Below are 17,682 nucleotides of genomic sequence, written 5' to 3' on the forward strand. Positions count from 1 at the left end.
GTCGCGGGGATACTTTTAAGACAACGTATTTCGAGAAAACAGCACGGCCAATGGGTAAAGGTTGTGTAAGGTCTGTACCGATTTGCTTACTTCAAGGAGTTATCCATGCAGATGCACCCCAACAAGGACACCCAACTGTGCATGTCACTGTCGGCGCGCCCTGGGAACTTTGGCCTGCGTTTTCATAACCACCTGTATGAACAGCTGGGTCTGAATTTTTACTATAAAGCCTTCAGCAGCCAGGACTTGCCCGGCGCGATCGGCGGTATTCGCGCCCTGGGTGTGCGGGGTTGCGGGGGGTCCATGCCGTTCAAGGAGGCTGCCATTGCCTTGGTGGACGAACTCGACGACTCGGTTCAAGCCATCGACTCCCTGAACACCATCGTCAACACCAACGGCCACCTCAAGGCTTACAACACCGACTACATCGCCATCGAGCAATTGCTGAAAAAACACGCGGTGCCCAAGGAGTCCAGCTTCGCCCTGCGCGGCAGCGGCGGCATGGCCAAGGCGGTCGCCAGTGCCTTGCGTGACGGGGGGTACGCCAATGGCGTGATCGTGGCGCGTAATGAGGTGGCGGGCCAGGCATTGGCCAGGAACCTGGGGTACGCGTGGCAGGCGGATCTGGGCAGCCTGCGGCCACAGATGCTGATCAACGTGACGCCCATCGGCATGACTGGCGGGGCCGAGGCGGATACGTTGGCGTTTGAGGCCGAGGCAATCGATCAGGCTGAGACGGTCTTCGATGTGGTAGCGATCCCGGTGCAAACGCCGTTGATCGTGCGTGGCCGTGCCCAGGGCAAGCGGGTGATTACCGGGCTGGAAGTGATCGCTATCCAGGCGTTGGAGCAGTTTGTGCTTTATACCGGCGTGCGGCCTACGCAAGAGCAGTTCGAGGCAGCGGTGGCCTTCGCCCGCAGCTAACGATTTACCCAAATCCACTGTGGGAGTTGGCTTGTCGGGTCGCCGCATCGCTGCGATGGCGGCCTGACAGCCGCCCCATATCTACCGGACGCCCCGCGATTCAACTGTGGGAGCGGGCTTGCTCGCGAATAGGCTGTGTCAGCCAATGGATTCTTAATTGATGCACCGCTATCGCAGGCAAGCCAGCTCCCACATGTTTATCTGCGTTATCCCTGTTCCAGCTGCGCCAGCCGTTCTTCCAGTGCGGCAATCCGCGCTTCCAGCTCTTCAATGCGCTCCACCGAAACAGCCCCCGCGCTTCGCTCTACTGGATTCCCCCGTGCGGTCATAATCGCCTCGATCTCCGCTGGGTCCCCCAGCGCATGGGTGTATCGGTCTTCACGCTGCCCCGCCTGACGCGGCACCAGCAGCGCCAACCCCCGTGCAATCAGGCGATCGAGCTGATGCACAACCTGTTCGGCATCCTCAAAGTCATGCATACGCCCGCTGCGGGTGAGCAACTCGTTGACGGTCTGCGGCCCCCGCAGGAACAGCAGCCCGGTCAGGATCACCTGGGCCGGCACCAGTTCCAGGGCCTTGTCCACACGGTGCTCCCAGCGGTCGGCGCGGCTCCCCATCACCAGGCGCGTGAAGCCTTGGCCTTCGAGCGCGCGCAGGCTCTGGCCGACCTGGCCTTGGCTGAGGTTCATCACCGGCTCGCGGCTGGTCTTCTGGTTGCAGGCCAGCACCAAGGCGTTGAGGGTGAGGGGGTAGGTTTCCGGGTTGGTCGCCTGTTTTTCGATCAGGCAGCCCAGGACGCGGATTTCCGTGCTTTTCAGGCGCGGCTCAGGGGTGTCGGTGTCGTGCTCGGCGGTCATCGCGCTTTCCCTATGCAGTGAAGCCCTTTAGCCTAAGCTTGAAAAAATAAAAGACAAGCGCCAGGCATGGCTATAATGGCGGCTGGTTCCAACCCCGCCATTACCGTGAGACTGTCATGACTATTTCCCTGTACGCCGCCTCCATCCCGGTCTTCAAGCAAATGCTCAACGCCCTCAGCGATGTGCTGAACAAAGCCGAAGCCCACGCCAGCGCCAAGAACATCGATCCCAATGCCTTGTTGCAAGCGCGCCTGTTCCCGGACATGTTCCCGTTGGTGCGCCAGGTGCAGATCGCCGTGGACTTCGCCAAAGGTGTGTCGGCACGCCTGGCCGAGATCGAAGTACCGAAGTACGAAGACAGCGAAGTCACTTTTGCCGACCTGCAAGCGCTGATCGCCAAGGTCCTGGCCTTTGTCGACACCATCAAGCCCGAGCAGATCGACGGCAAGGAAAACATCGAGATCGTCACCCGCCCCGGCACCCCGAAAGAGAAGCGCTTCAGCGGCCAGTCCTACCTGCTGACCTACGGCCTGCCGCAGTTCTTCTTCCACGTCACCACCACTTATGCGCTGCTGCGTCATAACGGTGTGGAAGTGGGCAAGCGCGATTACATGGGCGCGTTCTAAACTCACGCTTCAATAAAAAACCGGGGCGTGTTCTGAAATGAACGGCCTCGGTTTTTTTTTGCAGGATCTTCTACTCGCCAATGCTTCGTTACATATCTTGATGCAACCAATATTCAGTAAATCTCACTCAGGAGTACCTATTAAACCTTCAACCGAAGAACCTGGAGACCACAAACTAAATGCAGCTTTCCTCCTCTGCGTTAACGTCGACAGCCCATAACGCTTATTTCGAATCCACACGCAATACGTCCGTCAGCCAGGATTCGTCTTCAAGCTCGCTTGCGACGAGCCGGACCCGTCGAGAGGCTTCCGGTAACGAAGCGGTTCTATCAACCTCTGACCGTGCTCAAGCTGACAGTGAATTGGCCGCCCGCTATGCAGACGCCCTAGAGGATCGGACTCGTGATGAGCACACTATTATTCCGAGTATTCCAGACACGTCGTCTCTCGGCCAATGGCGTACACAGTTGCGTAATACACTTGAAGACCCGAACCTTATATATATGCTGAAGTCTATGGGTTTTGACCCGACCACCATGGAGATCGCCTCTGACGGGACGCTGAGCGTTAATAAAAAAAATGGAGCGATAGCCCGACTTACTTTAAAAGGCCACCCTCAGTGGGCGCTATACGCAGGGCCAATTATGGCCGCATTGAAAGCCTATGCTCCCGATGGGATAAGCTACTCAGCCGTGCGCGCCGAAAGTGTACCCCTCAAGTTAATCGCACAGTTTTACGGAGAGACGATACATAACGATTCAACCGAAGATCGAAAACGAGCTCGGGAGTTGCAAGAAAACAACGCATTTGCGACGTCGGGCGTTGGTCAGGCGCGTTCTGAAGAAACCCTGATGTTGCAAAAGCAACAACTTGCCGATAGACGCGATCTGCAATCCTTCAACGCTGGCCTGATCAAAGCTCTTGTGGGAGTAGACGGTTATCTGGATCAGCAAGAATCCTGGCGTCGCCACGATCCCAGCATTCTAAGCAGTGACCGGCCTCCCTATGATCGTGATGCCGGATTTCAATCTTACCTGCAATCCCAACTGATCAAGCTTGACCCTGACTCGGGTTTCCACCTGGATAACCAACCCATGGCCGGACGACACGTGAACCTTTTGCAGTTCATGACGGCCAATGGCTGGAAGCATCCGGTTAATAAAGCCGAGATAATGGAAATGGGCAACAGTTTACAACAACTTCAGTACCCACAATCGCAGCAGGATTTTGGCGGGGGGCTAGCGTGGCCAACGCCGCTCGATACGGCCCAACAGCAGGCGATCTACGATGCTGTTTCCTTTAACGCGATGGAGCTGCCTGAATTCGATCAGTTGAAATTGAGCCAAAACGCGTTCGGGTATCTTACGCAAACCATCCAATGGTCCGAAGCAGAGTTGAAAGATCCCCGACAAGCGATCTTGAGGCTTTTGCAAAGCCCGGCTGCGCAGTCCTTGGGCGAAGCCTTGCGCGACAAGTTCGAGGGGGTCGGCAGTGTTGAAGATTGGGCACTTTCGGCTCTCCAGATAGGCCTCAATCAGGATGCGTTGTGGAAACCGGGCGAAAAGAACAAGGTGGCTGGGTTTGATTTGTCGGCGCGCGAGAACTGGGGAAAACCGCTGTCATTTGTTCTGAAAGGGCTAACTGATCATCTGAGCAAGTCATACGGCGGTAACGCTCCTGTTGCGGCCTATCTGCTGTTGTCGCACCACGCTCCGGAATTACTGGTCAAAGATGTCCCGGATCATGTGACTTACGGCTCACCGGGTTGGGTCAGTTTGAAATCGGTCGTTGCCAAAGCTGAGATGCGCGCTCCAGGTCTGGCGGCGACTAAAACGTATGAGCAGTTGCTCAAAGACGACTTGAGGCCCATAGATGCTGCCGGGATACAAGTGGAAGCGTTGGCGGCGCGAGAGGGGTTGATTCATTGGGCAGTGGCAGATGGGGCCATCGAAAAACGGGAGGATAACAATTATACGGATGAAGAAATTGAACGTGCCGGCGTCCTCGCCAACGAGCGCTTCGAGTTATTGACAACTGCTTCAGAAGCGCAACGCACGATATTACATAGTCGCTCGGAATTAGGGCTGAGTATATTGAAGGCCCGTTTTCCCGAGGCAACCTATGGGAAAATAGACTTCGAGAAAAAAACAATCTATCCAACCGAGAATCACCGCGATTTAAAAGGTCCCTATTCGATATTGGATATCTATTCGGCCCCGCAGCAACATGTCAGATGGTTTTCCAATGATCCCGCCGTTCCATTTGAAAAAATTGCGGCTGACGTTCACAAAATGGGATCTTTAAACGAAGCGTTTGAATCGCAGGTTGTGGAGTATTTCGACGGATTTAAAGACGCCATGAGCGTGAATGTTAAACATCAGATGTCTTTGCTGCCTGAGGAGGATCGTGAGGCACTGCAGCACGGGGCGTTGAAAATCTACGGGGAGGAAAAGGTCACCCAAACAATTACATCGGCAGGTTATAGGGTTCAATACGATACTTCAGAGACTGAAGAAGTTAAAAGTAGCTCTGTATTTCTTGAGACGCTGCATAAAGGCAAGAAACGGATTTACGAATTCAATCCCGCGACGGGCGGGCTGCAGCATCGCGCAGATTTAGCGGAGGGGCTGAAGACAGGGTTGCAAGGCGAGTGGAGCTCCGTTGCGACGAATAAACCCAAGGTCAGAGTTCGATCCAACACCAAAATCAGTGAAATTAATGCCAATGATTCGGCAGAACGTAAAGAGCGAGAATCAAAGCTTCAAACTTCATCTCCTACTCAAGCCTTCAATTCGCAGCGAACGCAGCATATAGCAGACGCAGTCACACGCCATTTTTTCAGGGCCGACGAACGTGAAACGGTGGTCAACGCGGCCAGAGGTGTCACCACGTTCGACACTGAAGTGACTGAATTCGAAAAAATCCAGGCGGTGACCCGTGCACTGATACCGGGCGCGTCGGCACTTCACAGTTTTCAGCAGGGGAGGATCGGTGAAGGACTCACTTTCCTGGCATTTGACGTATTTGGTTTTGTTGTCGCAGGTGCAGGCGCGGTCGGCAAAATTTCAAAGATCGCGAAGGTCGGTGGGCAGCTAGGGCGTGGGGGGGTTACAGGCAGGCTGGGGCGGGCGCTTATCAGCGCTGCCAACCCATTTGCGGGCGGGGCAGCCATTGGCACAAGGGGGCTGACAACGTTCTCGTCGATCCTGGGCAAAGGAAGCCTTGGCTGGAAGATCATTGCGGCTAACCGTAGTGTTGACAGGGTTTTTCAGCATAAGCCGAAAAATGTAACGGTGGGCACTTCTCCGGGCGAGGATGCGACGAAGATCATGGCTCAGTTAGATACCGTTACCGGTAAGTGGTACCGATTCAATCCGCAAACAAACGAGCGATACGGGATGCCCCTTCAGGGATTCACTGCGGCCACTTCGCCATCTTGATAGATATTCAGCCGTCATCGAAAATGCCCGAGTCGGTTCTGAGTGAACGGCTCGGGCTTTTCTTTTGCTCATTCAGGCGGTCTGATCTTCTTTACCCAGGCACGCCGCCGCAGTAAACAACACATCGGTAGATGAGTTGAGTGCCGTTTCGGCCGAGTCCTGCAGCACGCCGATGATGAAACCAACGGCGACACCCTGCATGGCGATTTCCCTTGAAATCCCAAACAGGCTGCACGCCGGCGGAACCAGCAGCAGCGAGCCGCCCGCCACGCCGGAAGCCCCACAGGCGCAAATGGCCGCGACCACGCTGAGCAGTACGGCGGTTGGCAGGTCCACGGCAATCCCGAGGGTGTGCACAGCCGCCAGGGTGAGCACGGTGATGGTGATTGCGGCGCCGGCCATGTTGATGGTGGCACCGAGCGGGATCGACACCGAGTAGGTGTCTTCATGCAGACCCAGGCGTTTGCTCAGCGCCAGGTTCACTGGAATATTCGCCGCTGAGCTGCGAGTGAAAAACGCGGTGATGCCGCTTTCGCGCAGGCACATCAGCACCAGCGGGTAAGGGTTGCGACGCAGTTTCCAGAACACGATGGCCGGGTTGATCACCAGCGCCACGAACAACATGCAGCCGATCAACACGACCAGCAGTTGGGCATAGCCGAGCAGGGCGCCGAAACCCGAGGTGGCCAGGGTGGAGGCCACCAGGCCAAAGATGCCCAGCGGGGCGAAGCGGATGACCACGCGTACGATCAGGGTGACGCCGTTGGACAAGTCGTCCAATACCGTACGGGTGGTTTCACCGGCATGGCGAATGGCGATGCCCATGCCGATGGCCCAGGCCAGGATGCCGATGAAGTTGGCGTTCATCAGTGCACTGACCGGGTTATCTACCACACTGAGCAGCAGGCTTTGCAGCACCTCGCCGATACCGCCGGGCGCGCTTACCGTGGCGTCATGGGTGACCAGTACCAAGGCAGACGGGAACAACATGCTGGCGACCACTGCAACCACGGCGGCGGAAAAGGTGCCGAGCAGGTACAGGAACAGGATCGGGCGGATATGGGTTTCCTGGCCATGCTTATGGTTGGCAATCGAGGCCATGACCAGCACAAACACCAGGATCGGCGCGACAGCCTTCAGCGCCGTGACAAATACCTTGCCGATAAAACCGGTGGCGCGCGCGGCCTCGGGGAACAGCAAGGCCAACACGATCCCGGCAATCAGGCCGATGACAATTTGGGTGACCAGGCTGACGCGCATTAAACGTTGCAACAGGGAAGGGGCAGCAGTCATAAAGAGTTGTCTCTAGTTTTTTTAGTAGGGCACAGCATTGCAGGCAGAAAGCACTGTAGGAAGTAGGCGCGAAGTCTAGCATGCTGTAGTACGCGTCTCGTTTGCTGCGGCATTCCGTCACCCGTTTCAGTCGGGCTTGCTCAAATCCAGACATGTTCTGTTAAGATTCGTCCCTCTCATCTTTCCTCTCCGTCAGCGGGCCCTTCGGGCTGTCGTTGATGTCGTTGTTTGTGGAGTTTTTATGTTGTTTCCTATCCTGCTGCTGTCAGCCGCCGGTTTTACCGTGCTGACCACAGAGTTCGTCATCGTCGGCCTGTTGCCGTCGATTGCTCGGGACCTGAACGTCAGCGTGTCCCAGGCCGGGCTGCTGGTGACGCTGTTCGCGTTCACCGTGGCCGCGTTCGGCCCGTTCCTCACCGCCTACTGCGCGCGCTTCCCACGCAAGTGTCTGTTTATCAGCATCCTGATCATGTTTGCAGCGGCCAATACCGTGGCGGCATTGGCGCCGAACATTTGGGTGATGGCCGTGGCCCGTTTGCTCCCAGCCCTCGGCTTGCCCGTGTTCTGGGCCCTGGCCAGCGAAACGGCGGTAGACATTGTCGGCCCTGAGTTCGCCGGGCGTGCGATTGAAAAAATCGGCTTTGGCATTGTTTGCGCCACCGTATTTGGTATTCCGGTGGGCACGCTGATTTCCGATATGTTCGGCTGGCGCAGCGCGGTTGCCGTGCTCGCGGTGATTGCCCTGGCCAAGGCGTTGCTGCTGTATCTCTACCTGCCGGTTACCCCGGCCAAGCACCAGCAGGCCACGTTGCGCTCGCAATTCAAGATCCTGCGCAGCCCCGTGATGCAGGGGCATATCCTGCTGTCGATCCTGGTGTTCAGTGGCATGTTCACCGCCTATACCTACCTGGCAGATATCCTTGAGCGCCTGGCCGGCTTCGACGGCACGTTGGTGGGCTGGTGCCTGATGGGCTTTGGCGCGGTCGGGCTGATCGGCAACTCCCTGGGCGGACGTGCCGTGGATCGTCATCCGTTGATTGCGTCCATGGTGTTCTGCGGGTTCATGATCGCGGGCATGGTGGCGGTGGTGCCGGCGATTCACTCGCCCATCGGCCTGGCCGCGGCGATGGCGGTGTGGGGCGTGACCCAGGCGGCGATGTTTCTGGTCAGCCATGTGCGCTTGATGAAGGCCGCGCCCCATGCGCCGGCGTTTGCCGCGTCGCTGAATATCGCCGGCGCCAACCTCGGCATCGGCCTGGGCGCGATGGTGGGCGGGCATGTCATCGACACCCTGGGCCTGGGCAGCCTGGGGTTTGCCGCTTCGGGGTTTATCCTGGTGTCGATCCTGCTCGCATTGTGGCTGATGACCGCCAAACCCACGGCGCTCAGTGCCTGAGCGATCAGGGCAGGGCGGTAAACAACTCCCGCCGGGCACCCTCGGTAATTGCCACAATGCCGGGGTGCTTGACCTTGCGCTCCACTGAGATCGCATAAAACGACTCGGTCACTGCATCGGTCTGGCCGATCAGCGCTACGCCGTATTGGCGCACCACCTCGTCGGCGATCACGCTGGGCGCGATAAAGATCCCGCTGCCCGACTGCCCAAACGCCTGCATCAAGGCGCTGTCGTCGAACTCGCCGATGATCCGGGGTTGAATCTGCTGTTCGGCAAACCAGCGCTGCAAACGGCTGCGCACTACGGTCTCAGCGCCAGGGATCAGCAGCGGTGCGCCCTGCAAACACTGTGGGAAATCACCCCCATGCTGGTCAGCCAACGCCTGGGTGGCGAAAAAACTGATGCCGCATTCTCCCAGCTTCTGGCTGTAGCCCTTGATGTCCAAGTGCGTGGGCATGGGGCTGTCGGAAATCACCAGGTCCAGGCGCTGGATCGCCAGGTCGGCCAGTAAACGTTCGAGTTTGTCTTCACGGCAGGTGATGCGTATCGGTTCGCTCAACTCCATGGTCGGGGCGATCAACCGGTACACGATGGACTTGGGCACCACATCCGCCACCCCGACCCGGAACGGGATCTGCTGCTCGTCAGGCTGGGCGCGCAGCATTGCCTCCAGTTCATTGCCGGTCTGGAACATCTGCTCGGCGTAGGGCAGCGCCTGACGCCCGGCTTCGGTCAGTTCAAGCTGGCGCCCGACCCGCTGAAACAGGGCAATACCGAAGGTCTGCTCCAACAGGCTGATCTGCCCGCTGATGGTCTGCGGCGTGAGGTTCAATTGCTCACAGGCGCGCACGATGCTGCCGGTTTTGGCCACCACCCAGAAGTAATGCAGCTGTCGATAATTGAGCATGGTTGCCTACACTTCGTGAAAATCGAAGTATACGCGAGAAAAATACGAATTTTACTGAACTGTTCGCCTGCATAGAATGCCTCGCTATCGAGGGGCCACTACTTGGACCCAATGGTTCTAACGAGGAAGACATCATGAAACTCAATTCCCTGGGCGCGGCGTCGTTGCTTGCGCTTTCATTGATAGTGGTCAGCGGTTGTGATCAAGTCGAGAAAAGCGCGCAACAGGTGTTGGGCAAAGCCACCGAGTCGGCCAAGCAGGCCATCGACGACACCCACAAGGCCGCCGAGCAGGCATTGAGTGAAGCAACCCAGGGCTTGATCAGCCCTGAGAAGCAGGAAAAAGACGCCGAAAACGCCGCTGAAGTCGACACCAAAGAAACCTAATTCCCCAGCACTACCACGTCAGGACTGACCTATGGATTACCTTTTACAACTGGCCGCCAGCCCCACCGCCTGGGTCGCACTGGCTACCTTGATCGTCATGGAAATCGTGCTGGGCATCGATAACCTGATCTTTATCTCGATCCTTACCAACAAACTGCCGCAGAAGCACCGGGCCAAGGCGCGGCGCATTGGTATCAGCATGGCGTTGATATTGCGCCTGGGCCTGTTGAGCACCATCGCATTCATCGTGCAATTGACGACACCGGTGTTCGAAGTGTTCGGCCAGGCGTTCTCGTGGAAGGACATGATCCTGATCGCCGGCGGCCTGTTCCTGGTGTGGAAGGCAACCACCGAGATCCATCACAGCATGGACCCGGAGCCTGAAGAGAAGGCAACCGTCAGCAACACCGTGACCATCGGCTTTGCCGCTGCCATCGGCCAGATCCTGATGCTCGACCTGGTGTTCTCCATCGACAGCATCATCACCGCCGTGGGCATGACCGAGCACTTGCCGATCATGATCATTGCCGTGGTGGTCTCGGTGATCGTGATGCTGGTGGCCGCTGAACCGTTGGCCAAGTTCATCAACGACAACCCGACCGTGGTGATGCTGGCCCTGGGCTTCTTGATCATGATCGGCATGACGCTGATCGCCGAAGGTTTCGGCGCCCACGTGCCGAAAGGCTACGTGTATGCGGCCATGGCCTTCTCGGCGGCGATCGAATGCTTGAACATCGCCCGGCGTAACCGGCACGCACGTTTGCTCGCTGCGCGCCAGTAACCGCTGAACAAACAGGCCGGCTGTGCTCACAAGAGCCCAGCCGGCCTTTTGCTGTCTGCTAGAATCGGCCCACTTGATAGCTTGAGGTCCCCCATGAACGAGCCGATTCGCCTTACCCAGTACAGCCCCGGTGCGGGTTGCGGTTGCAAGATTTCGCCCCAGGTCCTGGAAGTGATCCTTGCGGGCAGCGGTGCACAGAACCTCGACCCCAACCTGTGGGTGGGCAATGCCTCCCGCGACGATGCGGCGGTATACGCCATCGACGACGAGCGCGGCGTGGTGTCTACCACGGACTTTTTCATGCCGATTGTGGACGACCCGTTCGACTTCGGCCGCATCGCCGCCACCAATGCCATCAGCGACATCTACGCCATGGGCGGCGATCCCTTGATGGCCATCGCCATTCTCGGCTGGCCGGTCAATGTGTTGGCGCCGGAGATTGCCCGCGAAGTGATTCGCGGCGGTCGGGCGGTGTGCGACGCGGCTGGCATCCCGCTTGCGGGCGGGCATTCCATTGACGCCCCGGAGCCGATCTTTGGCCTGGCCGTTACCGGGATCGTGCAAAAGCGCCACATGAAGCGCAACGACACTGCCACTGCCGGCTGCAAGTTGTACCTGACCAAGCCTTTGGGCATCGGTATCCTCACCACCGCCGAAAAGAAGGGCAAGTTGCGCGAGGCCGACGTCGGCCTGGCCCGTGACTGGATGTGCACCCTCAACAAGCCTGGCAGCCGTTTCGGCAAGTTGGCCGGTGTCACTGCGATGACAGACGTTACCGGTTTCGGTCTGCTCGGCCACTTGGTGGAAATGGCTGACGGCAGTGGCCTGACGGCCCGCATTGAATATGCAAAAGTCCCACGCCTGCCAGGGGTTGAGTACTACCTGGACCAGGGCTGCGTACCGGGCGGTACTTTGCGCAACTTCGACAGCTACGCCAGCAAGCTCGGGCGTGTGCAGGAGCTGCACAAGCGCGTGCTGTGCGACCCCCAGACCAGCGGTGGCCTGCTGATCGCCGTTACCCCGCAAGGTGATGCCGAGTTCCACGCCGTGGCCGCCGAGCTGGGCCTGGCCCTTGAGCCTATCGGTGAGCTGCTGGAGCGACAGACCAACGCGGTTGAGGTGATTTGATGGCAACGGATATCACCGATTACCGCGACATTTTCCTCAACGACCGCCCGATGATGGATACCCGCGCGCCGGTCGAATTCACCAAGGGCGCGTTCCCCGGGGTGATCAACCTGCCGCTGATGACCGACGATGAGCGCCAGCGGGTCGGCACCTGTTACAAGCAGCAAGGCCAGCAAGCGGCGATCGTGCTGGGGCATGAACTGGTGTCGGGGGCAATCAAGGCCGAGCGCATCGAACAGTGGGCGCAGTTTGCCCAGGCTAACCCCAATGGCTACCTGTACTGCTTTCGGGGCGGCCTGCGTTCACAGATCGTGCAGCAATGGTTGAAAACCGAAGCGGGCATCGAATACCCCCGCGTCGGCGGTGGCTACAAGGCCATGCGCACCTTCCTGCTGGAGACCCTGGAGCAGGCGACTGCCCAGTGTGATTTCGTACTGCTGGGCGGCATGACCGGTACCGGCAAGACCGAAGTGCTCGGCCAACTGTGCAATGCCCTGGATTTGGAAGGGCACGCCAACCATCGCGGTTCCAGCTTCGGCAAGCGCGCCACGGCGCAACCCTCCAATATCGACTTCGAAAATCGCCTGGCGGTGGATTTGCTGAAGAAGCGCGCAGGTGGTACCGAGCAGTTTGTGGTCGAGGACGAGAGCCGCATGATCGGCAGCTGTGCGCTGCCGCTGCCATTGCACAAGGGCATGCAGACGTTTCCGATGGTGTGGCTGGAAGACAGCGTCGAGGGCCGTGTCGAGCGCATCCTGAAGGATTACATAGTGGACCTGTGCGCCGAGTTCATTGACGTGTTTGGGGAAACCGGCCAGCGATTATTTGCCGAGCGCCTGACCCAGAGCCTGGCCAATATTCACAAGCGCCTGGGCGGCGAGCGTTTCCAACGGTTGCAGGCGGTGTTGCAGGATGCTCTGGCCGAACAGGCACGCTGCGGGGCAGTGGAGCTGCATCGGGTATGGATTGAAGGTTTGCTGCGGGAGTATTACGACCCGATGTATGCGTTCCAGCGCGAGAGCAAGGGCGCGCGTATCGAGTTTGCCGGGGAGCAGGGGGCGGTGGTGGAGTATTTGCGTGAGCGCAGTGTACGGCGAGGTTGATCGGTTAATCGCTAGGGCCCCTTCGCGAGCAAGCCCGCTCCCACATTTTGATTTGTGAACAGAGTCAACATGTGGGAGCGGGCTTGCTCGCGAAAGGGCCGTCAGCCTTAGCGCATCACTAAAGAATCACCGCCCCAATCAACCCACACACCACCCCCACCAGCATGGTCAATCCGGCCACCGTCACCAGCACCCGCGCGTCGAAATCCTTGCGCAGCATCAATAGCGACGGCAGGCTCACGCTCGGCAGGGTCATCAGCAAGGCCACGGCCGGGCCGGTGCCCATGCCCAGGGCCATCATGGTTTGTACGATGGGAATCTCTGCCGCTGTCGGAATCACAAACAGCGTGCCCACAATCGCCAGCGGCACCAGCCACACCAGGCTGTCGGCCATCGCCCCGTCCACATGAGGGAACAGCCACACCCGCGCCGCGCCGAGGATCAGCACCGCCAGGATATACACCGGGATAGTGCTCCAGAACAGCTGCCACAGCGTGCGTAACCAGCGGCTCAGGAACGGTTGCGACTCCACCGTGCTGACGTCGGCAACGGCCTCCAGCGCGGCTTCCGGCACTTGGTCCGGGCGCGCAATACGCTGTGCCACCAGGGACACGCCTACCACCAGCACAATCCCCGCCACCAGCCGCAGCGCGGTGAAACCCCAGCCCAGCACAAAGCCCATGAACACCAGGGTGGCCGGGTTCAATACCGGGTTGGCAATCCAGAACGCCAGCGCCGCGCCGACCGACACCTGCTGGCGGCGCATGCCCGCCGCCACCGGGGCCGCGCAGCAGCTGCACATCATCCCCGGCAGGGCGAACAGCCCACCGCGCAGGGTCGAGCCCAGCCCGGCGCGGCCAAACAGGCGTAGCAGCCAGTCGCGGGGGATCAATACCTGCAGCAATGAACCGAGGATCACTGCCAGTACGGCGGCTTTCCAGATGGCCAGGAAATACACCTGGGCGTAGGCCAGCGCCGCTGCGAGGGGCGAGCTTTGCTGGTCATTGAGAATCGAGGCGCCAATGCTGTGGTTGTCCGCCGCTACAAACGCCTTGAGGTAGTAGGGCGACCATTTCACATAGTAGAGGCCGATGCAGGCCACCAAGAGAAACAGCGCAGGTTTGCACCAGAACGCCCAGCCGCGGTTGGGCTGGGTGGAAGCGAGGTTGGACATGGAGATGATCCGCAGGTGAGTCGATAGCCCGGCATCATACGCCCCTGCGGCCCAAGCTTCAGATATCTGCGCTGACCTGGGTCGGGTCAGGGCAGTTTTCCCCTCCGTTATTCAGCCCTTGCTTGTAGTTGCGGCTGAGCAGCGAGGCCTTGCCGTTGTGCCAGGTCAATGTCAGCACATACAGGGAGTCGTAGTCATTTCCAGACCAATCATCGGTAATGGTGTGTTTTTCGCCGGCTGCTTCGCTGGCGACTTTGTTGATCAGTTCCGGCAAGTAACCATGGGACCAGGCGGTGTAGATGGTCGCGTTGCGGTACTTGTCCTCGACCAGCTCTTCGGCCAGGGCACTGGTGTCATTCGCGGAGAACTCGATATTCACCGGCAGGCCGAGCTTGATCGCGCTGGGGCTGATGGTGATCAGTGGGCGAATGTAGCTGTAGGAGTTATCCAGTTCGCCTTCCTCGACGTTGCGCGTCGGGTTGGCAGCGAACACATAGTTGGCTTTGCCGAATTTTTCCGGCAACAGGGTTGCCAGGTTCATGGCGCGGTTCAGGCCCTGGCAATTGAGTTGGCCCAGGCCACCGGCCGGTTTTTCGCCGTGGCGCAGGAATACCAGGGTTTGCACGCCATCGACCGGTTGCGCACGGCTTTCACGGGCGTCCAGGGCGGTGACGATGGCAGCGCTGACCAGCAGCAGCGGCAATACCATGTAGGAATAACGTTTGAGTTGTGGCACAAGGCGCAGAGGCTTGATCTTCATGATAGGTTCGAGTCTTCGTGCGTCGGGTTAAGGCGGACAAGCCCGGCCCCAGTGACGCGTCAGCGTCCTGCGGTGTTCCCTGTCGATATAGCAAGCAGCCTCCATTCATTCTTCGGGCGCTCTTAAGAGTGCATTCGGGCGCTTTGGTTCGCCCACGCGGGATACTAGCCGGCAAATGTTGCGCAACGATGACCCATGCACGACGGCAGGCAGATGACTATGATGGGGCTTTCCGTCCAGGGGGTTCTCGATGAACGCACTCGCCGCTTTCCCGATCAACAGCAAATGGCCCGCCCAGCACCCGGAACGCCTGCAGCTGTATTCGCTACCCACGCCCAACGGCGTCAAGGTGTCGATCATGCTCGAAGAATTGGGCCTGCCTTACGAGGCGCACAAGGTCAACTTCGACACCCAGGACCAGTTGTCTCCCGAGTTCCTGTCCCTGAACCCCAACAACAAGATCCCCGCGATCATCGACCCCAACGGCCCAAGTGGCCAGCCGCTGGCGCTGTTCGAATCCGGCGCGATCCTCATTTACCTGGCGGAAAAGACCAGCCAGTTGCTCTCCGAAGACCCGGCCACGCGCTATGAAACCCTGCAATGGTTGATGTTCCAGATAGGCGGCATTGGCCCGATGTTTGGCCAACTGGGGTTCTTCAATAAATTCGCCGGCAAGGCGTATGAAGACAAGCGCCCGCGTGATCGCTACGCCGCCGAATCGCGGCGCTTGCTGGGCGTGCTGGAAAAGCGCCTGCTGGGCCGAACCTGGATCATGGGCGACGAGTACAGCATCGCCGACATTGCGACCTTTCCTTGGGTTCGCAACCTGATCGGGTTCTACGAGTCCGGTGACGCGGTAGGCATTACCGATTTCCCTAACGTACTGCGCGCGTTGGACGGCTTTGTCGCACGTCCGGCGGTGATCCGTGGCCTGAACATTCCGAGCTGAAGCATGCCGACTTTCGATTTTCAACAACTGGATGTATTCAGCAGCGTGCCGCTCAAAGGCAACCCCTTGGCCGTGGTGCTGGGGGCCGATAGCTTCACCGACCAGCAGATGGCGGACTTTGCCAATTGGACCAACCTCAGCGAAACCACGTTTTTACTGACGCCGCGCGATCCACGTGCTGACTATCGGGTAAGAATCTTCACCACCCTCAAAGAGCTGCCGTTCGCCGGGCATCCGACCTTGGGCAGTTGCCATGCCTGGTTGCAGGCTGGCGGCGTGCCACGAGGGGAGGAGATTATCCAGGAGTGCGAAATCGGCTTGGTGCGTATTCGTCGCCAAGGTGACCAACTGGCGTTTATCGCGCCGCCATTGTTGCGTGCAGGTCCCGTGGAGGCGCCATTGCTGGAGCGCGTGCGCCTGGCATTGAAGCTGGCGCCCGAGGCGATTGTGCGCAGCCAGTGGGTCGACAATGGTGCGGGTTGGCTGGCGCTGATGCTGGCTGATCGTGACGCGGTGCTTGCGTTGCAACCGGACTATGCGCAACTGCTGGGTCTGGCAGTAGGGGTGATCGCCCCCTGTGATCCCACGCGTGATGCGGTGGACGCGCAATTTGAAGTGCGCGCTTTTGTCGCTGGCGATGGCGCCGCCGAAGACCCGGCCACCGGCAGCTTGAATGCCGGCGTGGCCCAATGGCTGCTCGCCGAGGGCCTGGCGCCCAGCCGTTACGTGGTCAGCCAAGGCACGGCGATTGGGCGAGCGGGGCGTATTTATATCGAGCGCCAGGGCGATGAAATCTGGGTGGGCGGCGCTGTAGCGTTGTGCATCGAAGGGCGTCTACAGCTGTAGATCAATGAATTGTTACGCACCCGGCAATACACTATTGGCCCCTCGGCATTTGTGTTGCCGGGACTTGGGGGCATAAGCTTTCGCCCCAAAGTGTTCAGCCATTTTTCAGGATTGCCATGACCAGCCAGTTCCCCCAAGCCCGCCCACGTCGCCTGCGCCGCTCCCCGGAGCTGCGTGGCCTGTTCCAGGAAAGTGAGTTCACCCTCAACGACCTGGTACTGCCGATTTTTGTCGAAGAAGAAATCGACGACTTCGTGCCCATCACCAGCATGCCGGGTGTGTTGCGCATTCCTGAGAAAAAACTCGCCGGTGAGATCGAGCGTTACGCCCGCGCCGGCATCAAGTCGGTGATGACCTTCGGTGTGTCCCACCACCTCGACGCCAGCGGCAGCGACACGTGGAAAGAACGCGGCCTGGTTTCGCGCATGTCCTCGATCATCAAGGACGCCGTGCCGGAAATGATCGTGATGTCCGACACCTGCTTCTGCGAATACACCGACCACGGCCACTGCGGTGTGATGCACGGTGCCCATGTCGACAACGACGCGACCCTGGTTAACCTCGGCAAACAAGCCGTGGCCGCCGCCCGCGCCGGCGCCGACGTGATCGCTCCGTCAGCGGCGATGGACGGCCAGGTCCAGGCCATCCGCCGCGCCCTGGATGACGCCGGCTTCACCCACATCCCGATCATGGCCTACTCCACCAAATTCGCCTCGGCCCTCTACGGCCCCTTCCGCGAAGCCGGCGGCGGCGCGCTCAAGGGCGACCGCAAAAGCTACCAGATGAACCCGATGAACCGCCGCGAAGCCGTGCGCGAATCCCTGCTGGACGAACAGGAAGGCGCCGACGCGTTGATGGTCAAGCCAGCCGGTGCCTACCTCGACATCATCCGCGACATCCGCGAGGCGTCACGCCTGCCGGTGGCTGCGTATCAGGTGAGTGGTGAGTACGCAATGATCAAGTTTGGCGCGCAGGCCGGGGCGATTGATGAGGACCGGGTGGTGCGCGAGACGTTGGGATCGATCAAGCGGGCGGGGGCGGATTTGATATTTACGTATTTTGCGATGGATTTGGCGGTGGCGGGGATTTAAAGGCGTCGTTTAGCCCTGTGG

Annotated in this window: 16 protein-coding genes; 11 read left to right on the top strand and 5 right to left on the bottom strand. The window is 59.2% G+C overall.

Annotation, left to right across the window (positions count from 1 at the left end; translation table 11 throughout):
* Positions 1–105 precede the first annotated feature (105 nt).
* A complete protein-coding gene (locus tag CER19_RS17680; protein WP_116667342.1) occupies positions 106–924 on the top strand; it encodes a shikimate 5-dehydrogenase in 819 nt (272 codons plus the stop codon).
* A gap of 206 nt (positions 925–1,130) precedes the next feature.
* On the opposite strand, the gene CER19_RS17685 is transcribed toward CER19_RS17680, so the two are convergent.
* Entirely contained in the window at positions 1,131–1,781 is a 651-nt protein-coding gene (locus tag CER19_RS17685; RefSeq protein WP_116667343.1) for a YceH family protein, read from the bottom strand.
* A 116-nt stretch (positions 1,782–1,897) separates the two neighbouring features.
* On the opposite strand from CER19_RS17685, the gene CER19_RS17690 reads away from it, so the two are divergent.
* Both CER19_RS17690 and CER19_RS17695 read left to right on the top strand, forming a co-directional pair.
* On the top strand, positions 1,898–2,407 hold the full coding sequence (locus tag CER19_RS17690; RefSeq protein WP_116667344.1) for a DUF1993 family protein: 510 nt from the start codon (positions 1,898–1,900) through the stop codon (positions 2,405–2,407).
* Positions 2,408–2,586: 179 nt separating this feature from the next.
* A complete protein-coding gene (locus tag CER19_RS17695; protein ID WP_116667345.1) occupies positions 2,587–5,847 on the top strand; it encodes a hypothetical protein in 3,261 nt (1,086 codons plus the stop codon).
* A gap of 72 nt (positions 5,848–5,919) precedes the next feature.
* On the opposite strand, the gene sstT is transcribed toward CER19_RS17695, so the two are convergent.
* Complete coding sequence (gene sstT, locus CER19_RS17700) at positions 5,920–7,140, bottom strand: serine/threonine transporter SstT (protein WP_116667346.1); 1,221 nt, start codon at positions 7,138–7,140, stop codon at positions 5,920–5,922.
* Positions 7,141–7,381: 241 nt separating this feature from the next.
* Here sstT and CER19_RS17705 point away from each other — a divergent pair, with 241 nt between their 5' ends.
* A complete protein-coding gene (locus CER19_RS17705; RefSeq protein ID WP_116667347.1) occupies positions 7,382–8,536 on the top strand; it encodes an MFS transporter in 1,155 nt (384 codons plus the stop codon).
* A 4-nt stretch (positions 8,537–8,540) separates the two neighbouring features.
* Here the strand turns inward: CER19_RS17705 and nhaR are convergent, their stop codons facing one another.
* Complete coding sequence (gene nhaR / locus CER19_RS17710) at positions 8,541–9,443, bottom strand: transcriptional activator NhaR (protein WP_034125797.1); 903 nt, start codon at positions 9,441–9,443, stop codon at positions 8,541–8,543.
* 134 nt (positions 9,444–9,577) lie between these two features.
* Here nhaR and CER19_RS17715 point away from each other — a divergent pair, with 134 nt between their 5' ends.
* From CER19_RS17715 to mnmH, 4 genes are all read left to right on the top strand, one after another.
* On the top strand, positions 9,578–9,829 hold the full coding sequence (locus tag CER19_RS17715; protein ID WP_116667348.1) for a hypothetical protein: 252 nt from the start codon (positions 9,578–9,580) through the stop codon (positions 9,827–9,829).
* 31 nt (positions 9,830–9,860) lie between these two features.
* Entirely contained in the window at positions 9,861–10,610 is a 750-nt protein-coding gene (locus CER19_RS17720) for a TerC family protein (protein WP_116667349.1), read from the top strand.
* A gap of 93 nt (positions 10,611–10,703) precedes the next feature.
* Positions 10,704–11,738, top strand: coding sequence for a selenide, water dikinase SelD (selD, locus tag CER19_RS17725; protein ID WP_116667350.1), 1,035 nt, complete (start codon positions 10,704–10,706; stop codon positions 11,736–11,738).
* Positions 11,738–12,841, top strand: a complete 1,104-nt coding sequence (gene mnmH, locus CER19_RS17730) for a tRNA 2-selenouridine(34) synthase MnmH (protein ID WP_116667351.1) — start codon at positions 11,738–11,740, stop codon at positions 12,839–12,841. Before selD ends, mnmH begins: the two co-directional genes overlap by 1 nt.
* A 118-nt stretch (positions 12,842–12,959) precedes the next feature.
* Here mnmH and CER19_RS17735 read toward each other — a convergent pair whose 3' ends face one another.
* The gene (locus tag CER19_RS17735; protein WP_032903692.1) at positions 12,960–14,015 is read right to left on the bottom strand and encodes a permease; all 1,056 of its coding nucleotides are present in this window, start codon (positions 14,013–14,015) and stop codon (positions 12,960–12,962) included.
* 58 nt (positions 14,016–14,073) lie between these two features.
* Entirely contained in the window at positions 14,074–14,775 is a 702-nt protein-coding gene (locus CER19_RS17740; RefSeq protein WP_034125794.1) for a hypothetical protein, read from the bottom strand.
* A 250-nt stretch (positions 14,776–15,025) separates the two neighbouring features.
* Here CER19_RS17740 and CER19_RS17745 point away from each other — a divergent pair, with 250 nt between their 5' ends.
* The 3 genes from CER19_RS17745 (at position 15,026) to hemB (ending at position 17,661) form a co-directional block, all read left to right on the top strand.
* Entirely contained in the window at positions 15,026–15,724 is a 699-nt protein-coding gene (locus CER19_RS17745; protein ID WP_116667352.1) for a glutathione S-transferase N-terminal domain-containing protein, read from the top strand.
* 3 nt (positions 15,725–15,727) lie between these two features.
* Entirely contained in the window at positions 15,728–16,570 is an 843-nt protein-coding gene (locus CER19_RS17750) for a PhzF family phenazine biosynthesis protein (protein WP_116667353.1), read from the top strand.
* A gap of 116 nt (positions 16,571–16,686) precedes the next feature.
* Positions 16,687–17,661: a porphobilinogen synthase gene (gene hemB / locus CER19_RS17755; RefSeq protein WP_116667354.1), complete on the top strand. Its 975-nt coding sequence runs from the start codon at positions 16,687–16,689 to the stop codon at positions 17,659–17,661.
* The last annotated feature ends 21 nt before the right edge of the window (positions 17,662–17,682 follow it).

This window comes from Pseudomonas sp. GL93, assembly GCF_003408955.1.
Classification (GTDB): Bacteria; Pseudomonadota; Gammaproteobacteria; order Pseudomonadales; family Pseudomonadaceae; genus Aquipseudomonas; species Aquipseudomonas paracarnis.